The 16,734-nt window shown below is 56.7% G+C and carries 19 protein-coding genes and 1 tRNA gene; 10 read left to right on the top strand and 10 right to left on the bottom strand.

Translation table 11 applies throughout. The annotated features are described in order from the left end of the window. Positions 1-41: 41 nt before the first annotated feature. The 4 genes from fabD to I6N98_RS08585 are packed head-to-tail and all read right to left on the bottom strand — an operon-like array spanning position 42 to position 2,768. A complete protein-coding gene (gene fabD / locus I6N98_RS08600) occupies positions 42-986 on the bottom strand; it encodes an ACP S-malonyltransferase (RefSeq protein WP_198571359.1) in 945 nt (314 codons plus the stop codon). Between the two features lie 21 nt (positions 987-1,007). Further along, positions 1,008-2,030: a phosphate acyltransferase PlsX gene (gene plsX / locus I6N98_RS08595; RefSeq protein ID WP_198571358.1), complete on the bottom strand. Its 1,023-nt coding sequence runs from the start codon at positions 2,028-2,030 to the stop codon at positions 1,008-1,010. Between the two features lie 8 nt (positions 2,031-2,038). After that, a complete protein-coding gene (gene rpmF, locus I6N98_RS08590) occupies positions 2,039-2,218 on the bottom strand; it encodes a 50S ribosomal protein L32 (RefSeq protein ID WP_198571357.1) in 180 nt (59 codons plus the stop codon). Between the two features lie 22 nt (positions 2,219-2,240). Then, complete coding sequence (locus tag I6N98_RS08585; RefSeq protein WP_198571356.1) at positions 2,241-2,768, bottom strand: YceD family protein; 528 nt, start codon at positions 2,766-2,768, stop codon at positions 2,241-2,243. 124 nt (positions 2,769-2,892) lie between these two features. Here I6N98_RS08585 and I6N98_RS08580 point away from each other — a divergent pair, with 124 nt between their 5' ends. After that, positions 2,893-3,483, top strand: a complete 591-nt coding sequence (locus I6N98_RS08580; RefSeq protein WP_198571355.1) for a Maf family protein — start codon at positions 2,893-2,895, stop codon at positions 3,481-3,483. Here I6N98_RS08580 and I6N98_RS08575 read toward each other — a convergent pair. After that, a complete protein-coding gene (locus tag I6N98_RS08575; RefSeq protein ID WP_198571354.1) occupies positions 3,468-4,127 on the bottom strand; it encodes an HAD-IA family hydrolase in 660 nt (219 codons plus the stop codon). The two genes, I6N98_RS08580 and I6N98_RS08575, sit on opposite strands and share 16 nt — an antisense overlap. Then, positions 4,124-5,125: an RluA family pseudouridine synthase gene (locus I6N98_RS08570; RefSeq protein ID WP_198571353.1), complete on the bottom strand. Its 1,002-nt coding sequence runs from the start codon at positions 5,123-5,125 to the stop codon at positions 4,124-4,126. Before I6N98_RS08570 ends, I6N98_RS08575 begins: the two co-directional genes overlap by 4 nt. A 676-nt stretch (positions 5,126-5,801) precedes the next feature. On the opposite strand from I6N98_RS08570, the gene rne reads away from it, so the two are divergent. From rne to I6N98_RS08525, 9 genes are all read left to right on the top strand, one after another. Continuing rightward, positions 5,802-8,795, top strand: a complete 2,994-nt coding sequence (gene rne / locus I6N98_RS08565) for a ribonuclease E (protein ID WP_198571352.1) — start codon at positions 5,802-5,804, stop codon at positions 8,793-8,795. A gap of 154 nt (positions 8,796-8,949) precedes the next feature. Then, positions 8,950-9,039, top strand: a tRNA-Ser gene (locus tag I6N98_RS08560). Positions 9,040-9,251: 212 nt separating this feature from the next. Beyond that, positions 9,252-9,923 (top strand): Bax inhibitor-1/YccA family protein, encoded by a 672-nt coding sequence (locus I6N98_RS08555; RefSeq protein ID WP_198571595.1) that lies wholly within the window; start codon positions 9,252-9,254, stop codon positions 9,921-9,923. Positions 9,924-9,982: 59 nt separating this feature from the next. Then, positions 9,983-10,393 carry a sulfurtransferase complex subunit TusD gene (tusD, locus tag I6N98_RS08550; RefSeq protein ID WP_198571351.1) on the top strand — a complete coding sequence of 137 codons (411 nt, stop codon included), beginning with the start codon at positions 9,983-9,985 and terminating at the stop codon, positions 10,391-10,393. Next, complete coding sequence (locus I6N98_RS08545) at positions 10,390-10,740, top strand: DsrE family protein (protein ID WP_198571350.1); 351 nt, start codon at positions 10,390-10,392, stop codon at positions 10,738-10,740. Before tusD ends, I6N98_RS08545 begins: the two co-directional genes overlap by 4 nt. Beyond that, the gene (locus I6N98_RS08540) at positions 10,740-11,003 is read left to right on the top strand and encodes a DsrH/TusB family sulfur relay protein (protein WP_198571349.1); all 264 of its coding nucleotides are present in this window, start codon (positions 10,740-10,742) and stop codon (positions 11,001-11,003) included. The genes I6N98_RS08545 and I6N98_RS08540 overlap by 1 nt, the downstream gene beginning before the upstream one ends. Positions 11,004-11,038: 35 nt before the next feature. Then, the gene (locus I6N98_RS08535; RefSeq protein ID WP_198571348.1) at positions 11,039-12,022 is read left to right on the top strand and encodes a glycosyl transferase family protein; all 984 of its coding nucleotides are present in this window, start codon (positions 11,039-11,041) and stop codon (positions 12,020-12,022) included. Between the two features lie 65 nt (positions 12,023-12,087). Next, complete coding sequence (trmA, locus tag I6N98_RS08530) at positions 12,088-13,182, top strand: tRNA (uridine(54)-C5)-methyltransferase TrmA (RefSeq protein ID WP_198571347.1); 1,095 nt, start codon at positions 12,088-12,090, stop codon at positions 13,180-13,182. A gap of 53 nt (positions 13,183-13,235) precedes the next feature. Next, complete coding sequence (locus I6N98_RS08525; protein WP_198571346.1) at positions 13,236-13,523, top strand: 4a-hydroxytetrahydrobiopterin dehydratase; 288 nt, start codon at positions 13,236-13,238, stop codon at positions 13,521-13,523. Between the two features lie 64 nt (positions 13,524-13,587). On the opposite strand, the gene I6N98_RS08520 is transcribed toward I6N98_RS08525, so the two are convergent. The 4 genes from I6N98_RS08520 to queF all read right to left on the bottom strand — a co-directional run bounded on the left by I6N98_RS08520 (position 13,588) and on the right by queF (position 16,719). Beyond that, a complete protein-coding gene (locus tag I6N98_RS08520; protein WP_198571345.1) occupies positions 13,588-14,466 on the bottom strand; it encodes a hypothetical protein in 879 nt (292 codons plus the stop codon). A gap of 3 nt (positions 14,467-14,469) precedes the next feature. After that, positions 14,470-15,066 (bottom strand): dUTP diphosphatase, encoded by a 597-nt coding sequence (locus tag I6N98_RS08515; protein ID WP_198571594.1) that lies wholly within the window; start codon positions 15,064-15,066, stop codon positions 14,470-14,472. Positions 15,067-15,456: 390 nt separating this feature from the next. Beyond that, positions 15,457-15,777, bottom strand: coding sequence for a hypothetical protein (locus I6N98_RS08510; RefSeq protein ID WP_198571344.1), 321 nt, complete (start codon positions 15,775-15,777; stop codon positions 15,457-15,459). Positions 15,778-15,888: 111 nt separating this feature from the next. After that, positions 15,889-16,719, bottom strand: coding sequence for an NADPH-dependent 7-cyano-7-deazaguanine reductase QueF (queF, locus tag I6N98_RS08505; RefSeq protein ID WP_198571343.1), 831 nt, complete (start codon positions 16,717-16,719; stop codon positions 15,889-15,891). Positions 16,720-16,734 lie beyond the last annotated feature (15 nt).

Here is a 16,734-nt window from a genome sequence, read left to right as displayed (position 1 = left end):
TCCTGTTGCAATGATTGTTCTTATAGCCCGCGCTGTGATGACTAGGCCTGGACCGCGGCCAGCGCTTTCTCGAGACTCTCCGGCGTATCGACATTGACGCAATTCAGCGCTTTGTGGATGCGTTTATTAAGGCCACTGAGCACTTTGCCAGGGCCCGCTTCAACGGTAATTTCGACACCGGCGTCGACCATCGTCTGGACGCAGCCCACCCATTTCACCGGGCTGTATATTTGCTTGATCAACAGTTCTTTGATTTGTTCGGGCTCTTCTTCAGTTTGTGCATGCACATTGTGCACCACTGGCGTTTCCGGCTTGGATACGCTGATGGCCTCAAGCGCCTCTGCCAGTTTATCGCCAGCAGGCCGCATCAGTGAGGTATGGAAAGGTGCACTCACCGGCAGCAGCACTGCCCGCTTGGCACCGGCAGCCTTTAAGGCCTCGGCCGTGCGCTCAACGGCGCCCGCATGGCCGGCAATAACCACCTGGCCGGGAGAGTTGTAATTCACCGCCTCAACAACGCCATCGCCGGCTTGCTCCTGGCAGATGCGTTCGATTTCAGCGTCGTCCAGCCCCATGACCGCCGCCATCGCGCCCTGGCCAACAGGTACTGCTGTTTGCATTGCCTGCCCCCGCGCTCTGACCAGGCGAACGGCATCGCCAAAAGCCAGCGCACCGGCGCACACCAGCGCTGAAAACTCACCCAGGCTGTGACCCGCCATCAGCGCCGGCCGGGGGCCTTTCTGCTCACACCACAGCCGCCACACTGCCACAGAGGCGGTGAGCAATACCGGCTGAGTGGTCTCGGTGAGATTAAGTTGCTCCTGCTCACCCTGCTGAACCAGCTTCCACATATCGTAGTCCAGTGCGTCCGAGGCCTCGGCAAAGGTGGCAGTAATAATGGGGTGCGCCTCCGCCAGCTCTGCCAGCATGCCCACTTTTTGTGAGCCCTGACCGGGAAATACGAGAGCAAGGTTCTGCTTATCCATATTGACTATCCTTATTGAACGTTAATCTTTTGAACTGGCGTGTGCCGCCAGTTGCTCGGCGATCATCGCCGGCAAATCTCGCCTGACAGAAAAAGAAGCATGCTTGATTGCCTCTGAGAACCCGACCACACCCGCACCACCGTGGCTTTTTACCACGACTCCCTGCAGCCCCAGCAGTGCCGCTCCATTGTAGCGGCGCGGATCGATCTTTTTATGAAAGGCGTTAAATAAAGGCCCCATGGTCAGACCGGCAACGCGACCGTAGATACCGCGGTGAAAACGCTCCCGCAGCAGGCGCCCAATAAAACTGGCCGTGCCCTCACAGACTTTTAAGGCAATGTTACCGACAAATCCGTCGCAGACAACCACATCTGCTCGGTCGCTGAACAGCGCATTGCCTTCAATAAAACCGACATAATTGAGATGTTCATCTGCCGCAATCAGCGCTGCGGCCTCCTGGACGCTGCGGGTGCCTTTGATCAGTTCTTCGCCGATATTGAGCAAGGCAATTCGTGGGGAATCGAGATCATCCACCACCCGGGACAGGGCTTGCCCCATGGTGGCAAATTGGTAGAGATTGGCCGGGTCGCTATCGACATTGGCGCCCAGATCCAGCAGGTAAGTATGGCCGTGCATTGAAGGTATCGGGGCGCATATTGCCGGGCGCCGAACGCCCGGGAGCCGCGACACAATCATGCAGCTCAGGGCCATCAGCGCTCCGGTATTGCCGGCGCTGACCACTGCCGACACCCGGCCATCGCGCAGTGCTTCCAAGGCCACAGCCATTGAAGAGGCGCGCTTGTCGCGCAGGCTTTGGGAGGGCTTGTCGTCGTCGGCCACGATATCGTCAGCGTGAAGAATCTCCAGCCTGGAAAGGTCGGCACGGCGATGTCGCTTGAGCTCGTTTTCGATGGACGCGCGCTCACCCACCAGGGTGATGTGTAAATCAGAGCAGCGCTTGAGGCTTTTTATAGAGGCGGGAACAGTAGTGCGGAGACCGAAGTCTCCGCCCATAGCATCAACGGCTATTCGCAGTGATGCCACGCAACAACTTAATCGTCGTTACCGGGAACTACCTTGCGGCCACGGAAGAAACCATCCGCAGTAACGTGATGACGACGGTGCTTTTCGCCGCTGGTTTGATCCACAGACAGCGCCACGTCGGACAGAGAGTCGTGTGAACGACGCATTCCGCGACGAGAGCGAGTCTTTTTGTTCTGTTGTACAGCCATGGCTGATGAGTCCTCTTAACAATTAATCCGGGGATTTCAGTTTTCCCAGTACAGAAAACGGCGATTCCCGCTGCGGTGTCTCGTCTGAATCCACCTCTTGATCACCTTTGACAGCATCTGCCGCAGGGCAATCAGAGAGGGCGTGATAACTGACATAGGGCGTGCTGACTATCAGCTCGTCCTGCACCACTTCCGCCAATTCCAGCATTTCCTCGCCAACCACAACCGGATCTAGTGAACGCGGCAAGGCCTTGGCCTGGTCGTCATTCCACACTAGTGCCAGCTCAAAGTCGGCATCGACCTGCCCCGGCATTCCCTGTAGGCAGCGCTGACATAAAAGCGATACCTGGGCGCAGGCGCGGCCATCAATGCGATAAAAGCCCTGCTCATCCCGATAGAAATGAAGCTCGACGTCTACATCACCGTCGTCACTGGCCAATCCCTCAACAAAACGCGGCAGCGATTTGACGGACAAAAAACCTGTCACATCAACACCACTGGTCGCAAAGCGGCGGGCATCGACCTGCTTGGGCAGGGGCTGTCTTTGCATAGGCGCGCAATCATAGGGATTTGGGGGGGGCTTGTCAAAGCAAAATCGCAGTGATTCCGGGCATTTGCTGGCCAATCGATGTCAAACCCGCTACCTTGTACGGCCACTTTGGGAGGCCGCCAGGATGACCGCGAACTCACCGACACTAATACTGGCTTCAAGCTCTCGATATCGGCGAGGGCTGCTGGAGAAACTCGGCCTGAATATCCGCGCTGTTGCGCCGAATATCGACGAAAGCCCGCTGACCGGAGAAAAACCTCAGGACCTCGCTCTGCGCCTGGCCGAGCAAAAAGCCCGCGCCGTGGCCATCGAGCACCCAGGCGCTCTAATCATCGCCAGCGACCAGGTGGCCGACCTAAACGGCCAGGCAATGGGCAAACCCGGCACGCCTGAGGCCGCAATTGCACAGCTCAAGCGCTGCTCGGGCAATGCCGTGCTTTTTCACACCGCACTGGCGCTCTACAACACCGCCACACAGTCGCTACAAAGCACACTTGACCAGACCCGGGTCCGCTTCCGCGACCTGGACGACGACGCCATTGCACGTTATGTGGAACGGGAGCCTGCACTGGACTGCGCCGGCGCCTTCAAGGTCGAGGGCTTGGGCATTACCCTGTTTGAGGCTATCGAAAGCCGTGACCCCAACAGCCTGATAGGTCTGCCGCTGATCGAACTGATCAGTATGCTACAGCGGGAAAACTATCCGGTGCTGTGACCACTCTGGCCATTGACGATAGGCAGTAACTCACTAAAACAGTCAATCAGGGCCAGCGGTTGCAGGGCCGCCAGCCGCGCTGGTGCATGGGCGCCATAGCTAACCCCAACAGCCGGCATATCAATACCCTTGGCCATCGCCAGGTCGTATTCGGTATCCCCCACCATCAGCGCTTCATGGGGCCGGGCAGCCAACTCCTCACACAACTCGTGCAACATCAGTGGGTCGGGCTTGGAGCGAGTCTCGTCGGCGCAGCGACTGGCCACAAACAATTCGCTGATGGGCAGGCGCCCAAACACCCGATCCAGGCCCTTGCGACTCTTACCCGTGGCCACGCACAACTGATGCCCGTCGCGATGTAGCGCCGTCAACGTCTCTTCAACTCGAGCAAACAAATTGCAAGGCTGTGCGTCGGCCTCAACAAAGCGGCGTGCATAGCGCTCTCGGAGCTTTTCTATCATAGGCGGGGGCAACTGAGGGTAGAGAGTCTGAATTGCCAATGTCAGCTCAAGACCAATTATATTGCTGATAGCCTCCTCCGACTGCGGCGGCATATCGCAGTCGACTGCCGCTTGCTGCATACAGCCTACGATCTTGGCACGGGAATCAATAATGGTGCCGTCCCAATCAAATATAATTATCATTTCAATATTTTATCTATACTACTTACGACACTTTCTAGGTCTTTCGGGAGGGGCGCTTGCACAGAAATACGACGACCATCCAATTCAAAAGCCAACGACCGGGCGTGCAAAAACAAGCGTTTCACACCCTTTTCACGGAACCGAAGGTTGGCCTCGGGATTGCCGTATTTCTCGTCACCAATAATGGGGTGGCCGGCGTACTGGCAATGCACCCTAATCTGGTGGGTACGACCGGTGATCGGCCGCGCCTCGATCAGGCTGGCTTCTTCGATGCGCCCCAACAGGCGGGTTTCCGTCAGCGACGACTTGCCCTCGGGGCTGGCGCGAACCACCCGCTCACCCGAGCGCAGCACATTTTTTGCCAGCGCGACCTTCACCTGGCTCTTCCGAGCCGGCCAAGATCCCGCCACCAGTGCCAGATAACGCTTATCAACACCTTTTTCGGCGCCGGGTTTGTAGCGGAGCATTTCGTGGAGCTGCTTGAGCACCGCACGCTTCTTCGACACCATCACACAGCCGGAAGTATCCCGATCCAGGCGATGTACCAGCTCCAGGTGCTTTTGGTCGGGAAAAATCTGTCGCAGCGATTCAATCAGCCCCAGCGATACCCCGCTGCCCCCGTGGACAGCCAGGCCCGAGGGCTTATTAACGATCAGCAGGCCGTCGTCTTCGTACAGAATCGCCGCCTTAATCCTTTCCGCCAGCCCACCGGGCACAGACGTCGTGGTCGCTTGCTTGACCCGAACCGGCGGGATGCGCACCTGATCGCCGGGTACCAATTTGTAAGCCGGCTTGGCTCGCGCCTTGTTGACCCTGACTTCGCCCCGGCGCAAGGCGTTATAAATCCGAGACTTAGGCACACCTCTTAATTCTCTCATTAGAAAATTATCGAGCCGTTGTCCGGCAAATTCGTCTTCAACCGTAACCCAACGCACCGCCGAGTTGTCTGAAACCTGCTTCTCCACCTGCTCCCCAACTTTCCCGCGAACATAACTCATTGAGTTGCTTGCTGAATCCTGCTAGTCTTCGACCGCAGCAGTGCGCCCTAGCAGCGCGTGGCGCGCATGCCGAAACCAACCCGGATCAGCAACAGAATGACGCTGACAGGAAAACCACAGGGAAACGTTTCGCGAGGTTATGCAAGGCACTGCTGTCAGCGATGACTGCGCCGAGCCAACGAGCTCTGAGCCTTTCGCTTACTGAATTAATGTACTGTGTAACACAGTCACCAGATACTAAACCTGTGCCGGCGAAGTCTAACGTAGCGCCGACACATTCACTAACAAAATTGCCGATATTTGTTAGCACCGCGAGTGTGATAGAACTCTGAATAAGCGACGTAAAGACTGAACCAGACCTGAGCAGCGTCATACCAGACGCCAAACAGCGACGTGTAAAGTGGCTAAACGTAAGCCAAGTCCTGCACGAGGCAGTAACTGCAACACAGTTACTGAGACGAGAGACAACCGGGTGGACAGCGACACTAACAGCAAGTCCCGAGAAAGCCCCCGGAAAAATTGGACAGCCCGAACCCCGGGCACAGCGGTAATCCACCCCTCCTCAGTATTGAGGATCTCGGGGACTCCCAGTGGAGCACAAGGAACGCCGCGCGCTTGAAGAAGATCCGTCACATGAGCGGACTGACAAATCCCGGCACTTGGGATTTAACAGCTCATGAAAAGAATGTTGATCAATGCAACTCAGCCAGAAGAGTTGCGCGTGGCCCTGGTAGACGGGCAACGACTGTACGATCTGGACATCGAAAACCGCACCCGGGTGCAAAAGAAAGCCAACATCTACAAAGGCAAAATCACCCGTGTAGAGCCCAGCCTGGAGGCGGCATTTGTCGACTTTGGTGCCGAGCGCCACGGTTTTCTGCCCCTGAAAGAAATCTCCCGAGAGTACTTCTACCGCAAGCCCTCTGACGTCGACGGCCGAGCCAAAATCAAGGATCTGGTCAAGGAAGGCACCGAAGTTATTGTCCAGGTAGAAAAGGAAGAGCGCGGCAATAAAGGTGCGGCGCTTACCACCTTCGTCAGCCTGGCTGGTCGCTATATGGTGCTGATGCCCAACAACCCCCGTGCCGGCGGTATCTCCCGCCGCATCGAAGGCGAAGAGCGGGCCGCTCTCAAAGAGGCGCTTAGCAGCATCACCCTCCCCGACGGCATGGGCGTTATCGTCCGCACTGCCGGTATCGGTCGCAGCTCCGAAGAACTGCAGTGGGATTTGGACTACCTGCTGCACTTGTGGTCAGCCATCCAACAGGCCGCCGACGAGCGCCCCTCGCCGGTGCTGATCCTTCAGGAAAGCAACGTCATCATTCGCGCTATTCGCGACTATCTGCGGGACGATATCGACCAAGTTTTGATCGATTCCGAGGAATCTTTCGGCGAAGCCATGCAGTTCGTCGAGCAGGTCATGCCGCACTTCAAGAACAAAGTGCGTTTCTACCAGGACCCGGTTCCGCTGTTTAACCGCTACCAGATCGAAACCCAGATTGAGTCAGCATTCCAGCGGGAAGTGAACCTGCCCTCTGGCGGCTCTATCGTTATCGACCCCACTGAAGCCCTGGTGTCTATCGACATCAACTCAGCCCGGGCTACCAAAGGCGGTGATATCGAGGAAACCGCCCTGCAAACTAACTTGGAAGCCGCAGACGAAATCGCCCGGCAACTGCGCCTGCGGGATATCGGCGGCCTGATCGTCGTCGATTTTATCGACATGATGGCCTCCAAAAACCAACGCAATGTCGAGCAACGGGTACGGGAAGCCATGGGCCCCGACCGGGCACGGGTTCAAATTGGCCGTATCTCTCGCTTCGGGCTGCTGGAAATGTCTCGCCAGCGCCTGCGTCCCTCACTGGGGGAAACCAGCGCCAAGGTCTGCCCCCGTTGTAGCGGCCAGGGCACCATTCGCGACACCAAATCCCTGGCTCTCTCGATTCTGCGACTGGTCGAAGAAGAGGCCAACAAGGAAAAGAGCGCTGAAATCCGCGCCATTGTGCCAGTCAACGTCGCCTCTTACCTGCTGAACGAGAAGCGCACGGCGATCCATGACATCGAGGCCCGCAGTGACGTGCGGGTGGTGGTTATTCCCGCTACCAACCTGGATACACCGCATTTCGATGTGGTTCGCCTGCGCGAAAACGATATCGGCGACACCGAAGAGATCAGCTACAAAATCTCTACTGACGTGGACGCTGAAGAGGATACCACTGCCAACATCGCCCCGGCCGCGCCGGCGCCGGTGGCAGCAGTGCGCACCCTCGCCCCTAACACCCCGGCCCCGGCGCCCCGCCAAGAGCCGGAGCCCACCCAGAAAAAATCAGAGCCGGAAAAAGCCGAGGGCGGCTTCTGGGCGAAACTGGGCAAAGGCTTTGCCGCTCTGTTTGCACCCGAGCCGGCGCAACCGGAGCCGGAACCCAAGCCCCGCCCCACCAATAAAGGCGGCAGTGCCAACAAGGGCCGCAGTAGCGGCAATGCAAACAACAACCGTGGCGGCAACCGCAATAACAACCGCCGTCGACCGCCCCAGGAGTCTCGCGCTGATAGCGGCCCCAAAACCACTGAAAAGAGCGACAACAAACCGGATAACCGCGGCGGCGGCAGGGGTAAAAACGACAATCGCAACCGTAACCGCAATCAGGACAGAAAGCCCCAGGCCAAGCAGGAGCAGGACAACGGACCAGCGGCAAGTCCAAAGGACGAAAGCGATAGCAACCAGAACCGGCCCAAGCGTCGACCCGGTAATCGCAAGCCCCGTGGACCTCAGGAGCGCAAGCGCACGCCGGCTCCAGCGGAGGAATTGCCGGAAAACGGTCAGGGCAATGCGGTAAACCCGGCCCAAGCCAGCGATGATGCCAAGACTGCAGCTGACACTGCACCGACCAAGGCTACTGACGCCAAATCTGCCCAAGCCGATAAACCCGCGGCCCAGGACACTGCGCCCGAGGCTAATGCCAATACCGGTGCGGCAGTTGAAAATACTGAAGCGCCAGTACCAGCGAGCGCGTCCGCAGCCGAGAAGGATGAAAATAAGGCGGCGACGGCCCAGGCTGACAGCTCTGAGCAAGCCACTGAGTCGGTCAAAACCACTCAGCAAGCGCCTAGCGAAGCAGCGGTGACTGATGCCGTAGCAAGCTCTGCGAATACAGCAGCACACACAGAGGCCACTTCACCGCACAGCGAGCCTGCCGCCACACGCCAAGAGGTGGAAATTGATCCGGCGCCATTGACGGCGGCCCCTGTCGAGAGCGAGTCAGAAGCGCCTACGACGTCGGCAGCTTCGCAAGGTGAGACGGATTCCGGTGCCAAAGTCGACACCCCGCAATCCGCCAGCGAAACCGCCAACAACGAGGCTGCCAATAACCCCAGCCACACTGAAAGCAAGCCACAGCCTGAAGAGGCCACCACCGAGTCACCGGCGCCGAAACCGGCTACACCGGTTAGCCAAGCTGCGAGCCCCCAGGGCGATATGCCCAGCACACCAGTGACCGTCCGCCCCCAAGGCCGGGCCGCCAATGACCCCCGGGAGGCCCCCAGAACCAACTTCGATCTCGAGGTGGTTACTGCGCGGCCACAACCGCCGGCACTGGACCCCAGTCTCTGTGCGCAACCAGACCCTAATCGTCCAGTTGCCCCTAGAGCGGCGAACGACCCCAGAAACTAGACTCTGGATTGGAAAAGGCACTGGCCAATTCACTTAAACCCGGCATAGGCCGGGTTTTTTTATCCAATATGGTCACTAAGTAACCTGATTTGTAAGACTTTATTGGTAATTGCTTGTTTCCGAATTAAAGCTAGGTATAATCTGCCGCTGCCGCGGAGGGGTGGCAGAGTGGTCGAATGCACCGGTCTTGAAAACCGGCGAAGGTTTACCCCTTCCCAGGGTTCAAATCCCTGCCCCTCCGCCATCTTTTCTCGAGATTCTCTCGATAACTCCCTCCTCGACCGAACCTTCTGTTTATCACCGTCAATTTCCAGCTGATCGCCCGTTCTTGCTCTAAGCGCTACGGAACTCCGCATAGCGTCAACGAGTCTTAAAGGATGCCGATAAGTGTTTTCAAGCCTTAGCGGCACACGTATGATTAACACTCAGTTTGATAAATGGGATGTGGAGAACATCATGCAAGAGAAGTCAGTGTTCCAAAGTCACGGCGGCGTTGCGGCCACCTCTGCTGACACCAGCAAGGTATTGCGTAACACGTATATGTTGCTCGGCTTAACGCTGCTTAACAGTGCTTTCTTTGCCGGCATCGCAATGGCAATGAATATGAGCCACATGATGGGACTGGTCTGTTCCATTCTCGGCTTGGTCATGCTGTTTGTCGTCAACGCGACTGCCAACTCCAGTAAAGGCCTGGTCGCCACCTTCGTATTCACCGGCCTGCTGGGTGCTGCGCTGGGGCCCATGCTTCAAGCCTATCTGGCGCTACCAAATGGTTCAGAGCTGGTGATGCAGGCACTGGGCGGTACCGCTTTGGTGTTCTTTGGTCTGTCCGGTTATGTCCTCACTACCCGCAAGGATTTCTCCTTCCTGGGTGGCTTCCTGATGATCGGTCTTCTGGTTGCAGTTATCGCCAGCATCGCGAACCTCTTTTTCCAGGTGCCTGCGGCGTCCATGGCGATCTCCGCCGCTATCGTGTTCATCATGTCCGGCCTGATTCTGTTTGATACCAGCCGCATCATCCACGGTGGCGAGACCAATTACATTCGAGCCACCGTTGCCTTGTATTTGGATATTTACAACCTGTTTATCCATTTATTGCACCTGCTGGGTATTACCAGCAGCGATTGATAGCAAACTCTCAGGCCCCGCAAAGCGGGGCCTTTACCTTTCAATCTAGCAACTCCGCCATGCCCTTAAGCTTTGCGATCATGGTCGCCGGCCATCCCTATCGCGACCAGGCACCCACTACCGCATTAAATGTGGCCCTGGCCCTCAAACAGCGAGGCAATGCGCTACACAGCGTGTTTTTCTTTCACGACGGCGTGCACTGCGGCAACGCCAAGCTGGTGCCTCCACAATCTCAGAAACCCTTCCATGAGGCTTGGCAAATATTGGCTTCAGAAAGCGGCAGTGAACTGATTGTTTGTGCCACTAGCGCATTGCGTCGGGGCGTCCTGAGCGCCGCAGAGGCCCACCGACACCACTTACCGGAGGGCAGTGAGAATCTCGCCCCGGGTTTCGGACTGGGGGGCCTGGGGCAATGGGTGGAAGCTACACAGAGCGCTGACCGGGTGCTGCGCTTTGGGGGCACGCAATGAGTAATTTGTTTATATTTACCCGCCCGCCCGGAGGTAATTGCCTGGCACGAGAAGCACTGGATGTGGCGCTGACTTCGGCAGCGTTCGATATCCCAACCCAGGCCGTATTTACGGGTGAGGGGATTACACAGCTACTCAAACCCAGCGGGGAACTGCACTCTCACAATCAGCCGGAAAGGCAGGCTGGAGACCTGCTGACCTTTGGTATTCACCCCCTGTACTATCTCGAGCAGGACTTGGAGCGCTATCAACTGGGAGATGCTTTGCTACTGGAAGGCGCCACACCGCTCACACCATCGGACCTACATACAATGATCGCCGCAGCCAGCTGCGTACAGAGCTTTTAATGTCTCAGGCCAGTCTTCACATCATTAGCAATCGCCAGGGTGTACAACGCTGCGAACCTTGCCTGGCAGGTGGCGACACCGTTGTACTGATAGAGGATGCGGTGTTGCTTTGCCGGGATGACAGCTGGCCCGGCCAAATCACGGTGTTTGCACTGGAAGAGGACCTTGTCAGCCGCAATATTCCCGCCGGTGCTTGCAATACCGTCGACTATTTGGGTTTTGTCGATCTATGCTGCCAACACCGGCATTGCCTTAGCTGGTAAACTGTCGCTCCTCAAAAATAGGCCTGCAGCAGCTTATGCAAGAACATCCATTCGCACAGTACGTCCGCATTCTTGGTAAAGGAAAGACGGGCTCTCGCTCTCTCACCGGCAATGAAGCCGAAGACGCCTTTGCCATGATATTGCGAGGTGATGTCGAAGACGTGCAACTCGGCGCGTTCCTCATGTTGCTGCGAGTAAAAGAAGAAAGCAGTGAGGAACTCGCGGGGTTTGTTAGAGCGGTGCGCGCGTCAATTCCCAGCCCCGACCTTACAGTCGACCTAGATTGGGCCAGTTACGCGGGCAAGCGCCGCCAACAGCCCTGGTATTTATTGGCGGCGTTGGCCTTGGCAGATAGTGGCGTTCGGGTTGTCATGCACGGTGCCGCGGGGCACACCGCTCAGCGTATTTATAGCGAGCAGGTCCTCGCTGAACTCGGGCAACCTCTGGCAAACGCATTGAGCGACGTCGAAAGCGCCTTGAATAAAGGCAACTTTGCCTATTTACCACTCAGAGTGCTCTGCCCGCCTCTGCAGCGTATCATCGACCTGCGCAATCACTTTGGCTTGCGCTCCCCCGTCCACACCTTGGCGCGACTTATTAACCCCTTTGCTGCACCCTACTCGATGCAAAGTATTTTCCACCCAGCCTATGCAGACAGCCACCAACAGGCTGCCGCTTTGCTGGGTCAGGCCAATGCGGCGGTCTTCAAAGGCGAGGCCGGCGAAGTTGAGCGCAAGCCGGAAGCGGTGTGTCGGGTCAAAACCATTATTAATGGCGAACTGGGCGAGACTGTCTGGCCCAAAATGGTCGACGGTCGGCAAGCCTGGCTAGACACGCTGCCTATAGAAGACCTCCGTAAAGCCTGGCGGCAGGACGATATAAGCGACTACGGCCGTTTGGCGATACAGGGCACCATCGCTATTGCGCTACACCTGCGACACCCGGAGCGCAGTGAAGATCAATGCCTGCGGGATGCTGAGCAAATCTGGACGGACCGCAACCGCGAGCGACTTTCCTGAGCTCGCCCGATTGTTATTCACCCGATTCAGTTTTTATTACCCCGACTCAAAGAGTGCAGTCTGTTATGTCACCCGGTGCCATTGATACCAGCCAATACCCTAACCTGCTGTCTGCGAAAGTCACCAAAACCCGCGAGCTCATGGCAGACCTGGGGCTGCCCGAACCCGAGGTAGAGCCCTCACCTGTCAGTCACTTTAGAATGCGGGCTGAATTTAGAATCTGGCATGAAGGTGATGACCTTTACTACGCCATGTTCGACCCGCAAGCGCCCAAGGTTCCTATCCGGGTCGATGACTTCCCCATTGCCAGCAAGGCAATATGTGAGTTGATGCCGACGTTGCTGGATGCCCTTAAAGCGTCCACTGCCTTACGTCAGCGTCTGTTCCAGGTTGAGTTTCTGTCCACCCTTGCCGGCGATATGCTGGTTACATTGCTTTACCACCGCAAACTGGATGACACCTGGCGTGTTGCCGCAGAGTCCCTCGCAGAGAACCTGGGTGTTCAGATCATCGGCCGGGCACGCAAACAGAAAATCGTCCTGGACCGGGATTTTGTTACCGAGACTCTGAGCATCGAGGGAAGGGATTATCACTACCGCCAGTACGAAGGGGGGTTTACCCAACCCAATGCGGTAATCAATACCGCCATGATCCAGTGGGCGCGTCGCTGCGTGGGAGAGCAAAAAGACGCCGACCTTCTGGAATTATACTGTGGCAATGGCAACTTCACTGCGCCATTGGCAGATCGCTTTCGCCGCGTGCTGGCCACTGAGATATCCAAAACCTCGGTCAAGGCTGCCAGAGAAAATTTCACTGCCAACAATATCGGCAACGTCGATATCGCACGAATGGCCAGCGAAGAACTGACCCAAGCGCTCAATGGAGAGCGCGCGTTTCGCCGCCTTGAGGGCCTGGACCTGCAACAGTTTAAACTACAATGTGCTTTGGTCGACCCACCGAGAGCGGGCCTGGATAGCGCCACCCTGGAACTCATCAGCCGCATCCCTCGGATCGTCTATATATCCTGCAATCCCAAAACGCTAAGTCGGGATTTGCAACTATTAACCAAATCACACCGGGTCGAGCGCTTCGCTCTGTTCGACCAGTTCCCTTACACTGATCATATGGAATGTGGGGTCTACTTAACTCAGGGGCAATAGCGCCGAACTGAGAACTCGGTGGGCTCAACAGTATTTATTGCGCGGGGTTAGTAATGGCGGTTTTGCTCACTGAACAGGAAATATCCGAAGCGTTAGGGGATTTAGCGGGTTGGAAGCACGAGGGCGACGCGCTTGTTAAAGAGTGCGAATTCGCCAACTTCGTCCAGGCTTTCGCCTTTATGACCCGGGTCGCCATGCGCGCCGAGAAGATCGACCACCACCCCGATTGGTCCAATAGCTACAATCGCATCCACATTTCCCTGACATCCCACGATGCAGGCGGGCTCACCTCTAAAGATTTGGCGCTGGCAGCCGCGATCAACAGGGAACTGTCTAAGTAAACATCAAAGCCAGGAAACCAGTTAAGAAAACCGGGAACCAGAGCGCGATAACTAACAACAGGCCCTAATAAAAAGTCACGTTCAGTTCGATAAGGCGACGACCAAGCGTATCGTCCAGGTCTGCGAGGTCTTCCGGGTAGACTTCCACTGCACTGGCGTCATTTTCCCGGTAGTACTCGCTGCGCTGCATTCGCTTATTCAAGATATCCGGTTTGTCCGCATCCCCCCAGTAATCCAGATACAAGCGAAACTCCGGCAAATAGAAATCGCTTTGTAATTCAGCCATCCCAGGCAAGGGCTGCTGCATGGCATAGCGAATACCCGCCAAGTATAACCACTGGGCAATCACTCGATGGGCAGGGCTGGGGCACAAACTGCCATCCAGGCTTACTACCTGACCAGTCGCACCACTAAAAAGGTCTTCACCTTCCTGTCCTGGCTCCGATGTAGACTGCTCCGCCTCGAGTAGCTGTCGGCAAAACCACAGCAGGGCTGAATCCTGGAGCACGTCTTCAGGCCAAAGGGCGTAACTCAATTGGCTGGTCTGGTTTTCAAAAACCTGCCCTCCCTGAGCCTGCCCTTCCTGGGTCAGCCGCCAGCCCAACACACCGGGCCGCATCCAACCCAGTGCCACCAAAATTCTGTTAATCATGGCGCCTTTGACATGAAGGCGCTGGGACAGCTCAGATACCGAGAGCAGGCGATTGCTTTCCAAACTTTGCAGTAGCGGGTGGCTGCCGATCTCCTCGGGCCAGACGATGTAGCGCCCGTACCGCCGGCTGTTGATATAGCGCCCGCCCTCAAACTCTCCCTTTGCGGTCAGCTCCCAACCACCTTCCACTTTGCGAATCCAGCCGTAGTCCTTCAGTAAGGTAAACAACTGCGGCAGAGGCAGCGCCAAATGGCGAGCCAGCGCAGAAGTGGAAAGGCCCTCGCGACTCATGTCTCAGGCCCCGGCGTAACGCTCGCCAAGCGCTTTGTAGACATTATCGGCAAAATCTGTGGCACCGGCATCGAGCTCGTTAAGTATTTCGACCAAGTGAGTATTGTCTTCCCTTCCCTGCCACAGCTTCTTGTAAGTTCCTTCCTTATATCCATTGTCCTGACGGAAAAAGTTGAGGACGTTCTTACCCACGTACTGGCGATACAAGTCGTCGAATGAGAGGCCTGAGGCCGTCATCAGGTCCCAGAAAAGGGGCACGGAAAACCCGCGTTCATTCAAGCAGTGGGCCGCCAGCGCTTCCGTAGCAGACAGCACATCGTCGCGCTGAGGCGCCCAGCCCTTGAGCGACGCAACAATGTCTTCAGCCAGTTGTTCATGACTGACACCGGGAGTAAACATGGCGCTCATGCCAAAATGCCAGATGTCGATAACCTCTAATTGCACTTGCTCTAGATCGCAGTGCTGCTGCTTCCACCACTTGTAGCCATAGTGGTCCATCAGCTCCGCGCACTCAATCCATGCAGCCCGGTACCAGGCAAACTGCTGCTCAATCCACTGGGGGTGAACCTTGGAATTCATGCCATCTTGAAGCTCAAGCATCGTTTTTATTGCTTGGGCCTGCTTGCTATCGAACACAGTCTTCGCTCCTTACTCCGGATGATGGGGAGCATCATAAACAAGCCTTGCGTTGGACGATAGCGAAGCGCCTAATTATTCCGCTGTGTCTGAGGCCTTGGAAGCGTTTTCGACCTTCTCCGCAGTCCGCTGTAACAAACAATTGAGTGAGCTGGAAGTCACCGCCCAGCGACAATCACCGCGTATTTTGGCCCGTACCACAGCCGGCAGCTGGGCAGAAAAATTGCCCGCGTAAGTTACTCGGCGTTGCTCGGGCCATACACAAACACTGGAAACCGGCCCGTGCAGGGAATAGCTAGTACAGCGAGGGATAGAATCAGGCCTGATTGTCACGTTCTGTTGCCACTCCTCGACTTAGGCGCACTGCAGCCGTTGGGCCGCCAAACCACTTACCCTTATCACCCGGCCGTTGGAAAAATCCACCACCGGTAGCTGAGTACCGGTATTCATCGTCTCGACAACAAGTTCGGGCAGATTGGGAAGGCAAATCACTTCCACAGGAATCGAGGCATTGGGGAAAAATATCAACAAATCGTGACGGCGACTGCCTGACTCGCCACTACTGCAGAGTTCATAGTGACTCCGATCCATATCGGCGGGAAAAACCTTGTCGACGCCCAGGTGTCCTACCCGTTCAAACTGGTCATAACCGACCACATAACTGGCTATCAACATCTCTTACTCCCTGTACAAAACGACTATCGTTATTATCTGGGGAGCAGTGAATTGGGCGCCATCCGGTTAACTACCTACCGGCAAACTACCCCACTGATTTAATTAGGATTACTACTGCCGCGGCAGGCGCCGGTTAGCCAGGGTATGGGTGGGCTCAGAGCTCCGCCAGGGGTTGATATCAAGGCCGCCTCGACGCAGATAGCGAGCCGATACTGTCAACGATTCGGGTTGGCAGCGGCGGCTGATGTCGACAAAGATTTGCTCAACGCAGTGCTCGTGAAAATCGTCCTGGCGCCGGAAGGAGACCAAATAGGCCAACAGCCCCTCGCGATGGATAGGCGCGCCGCGATATGCAATTTCCACCGTTGCCCAGTCGGGCTGACCGGTTACCGGGCAGCGTGAGCGCAGCAGGTTGCTGTACAGCCACTCTGATACCGCGGGTTTACTGGCATCTGCCCGTAACAAACCAGGCTCAGGGCTGTACTGGTCAATGGCTATATCCAAATTATCCAGGCACTCACCTTGCGGAGCCGATACCGCCAGGGCTGATGCCCACTGCTCCGGGAGAATCAGCGCGACCTCGCAGGGGCTTCCAAGAAGCGTGCAGAGATCCTTGCGAATACAGCTGGCGAGCTCGTCTGCAGAGGCAAAGGGCTGCTGATTGAGAGAATTGAGATACAACTTGAGTGACTTGGATTCCACAATATGGGACGAATCGGCAGGAATCCGAAATTCCGCGCAGGCCACCCGGGGTTTGCCCCCTTTGTCCAGCCAGGACAGCTCATAGGCATTCCAGATATCCTCGCCACAAAATGGCAGCTCGGCTATCCCCAAGCGCGCCCGTCCCTGCCGGCGCTCTATGGGGTGCAGGACACCCGGATCGTAGTGCTCCGGGTGCGCAACCTTCTCCCCAAGGGGGCCGTGTGAATCACTGGACGCCATATTGCCCTGCTCCCC

The organism is Spongiibacter nanhainus (assembly GCF_016132545.1).
GTDB lineage: Bacteria > Pseudomonadota > Gammaproteobacteria > Pseudomonadales > Spongiibacteraceae > Spongiibacter > Spongiibacter nanhainus.
The sequence above is the reverse complement of the archived record's forward strand: the minus strand, read 5'-3'. Positions and strand labels throughout refer to the sequence as shown.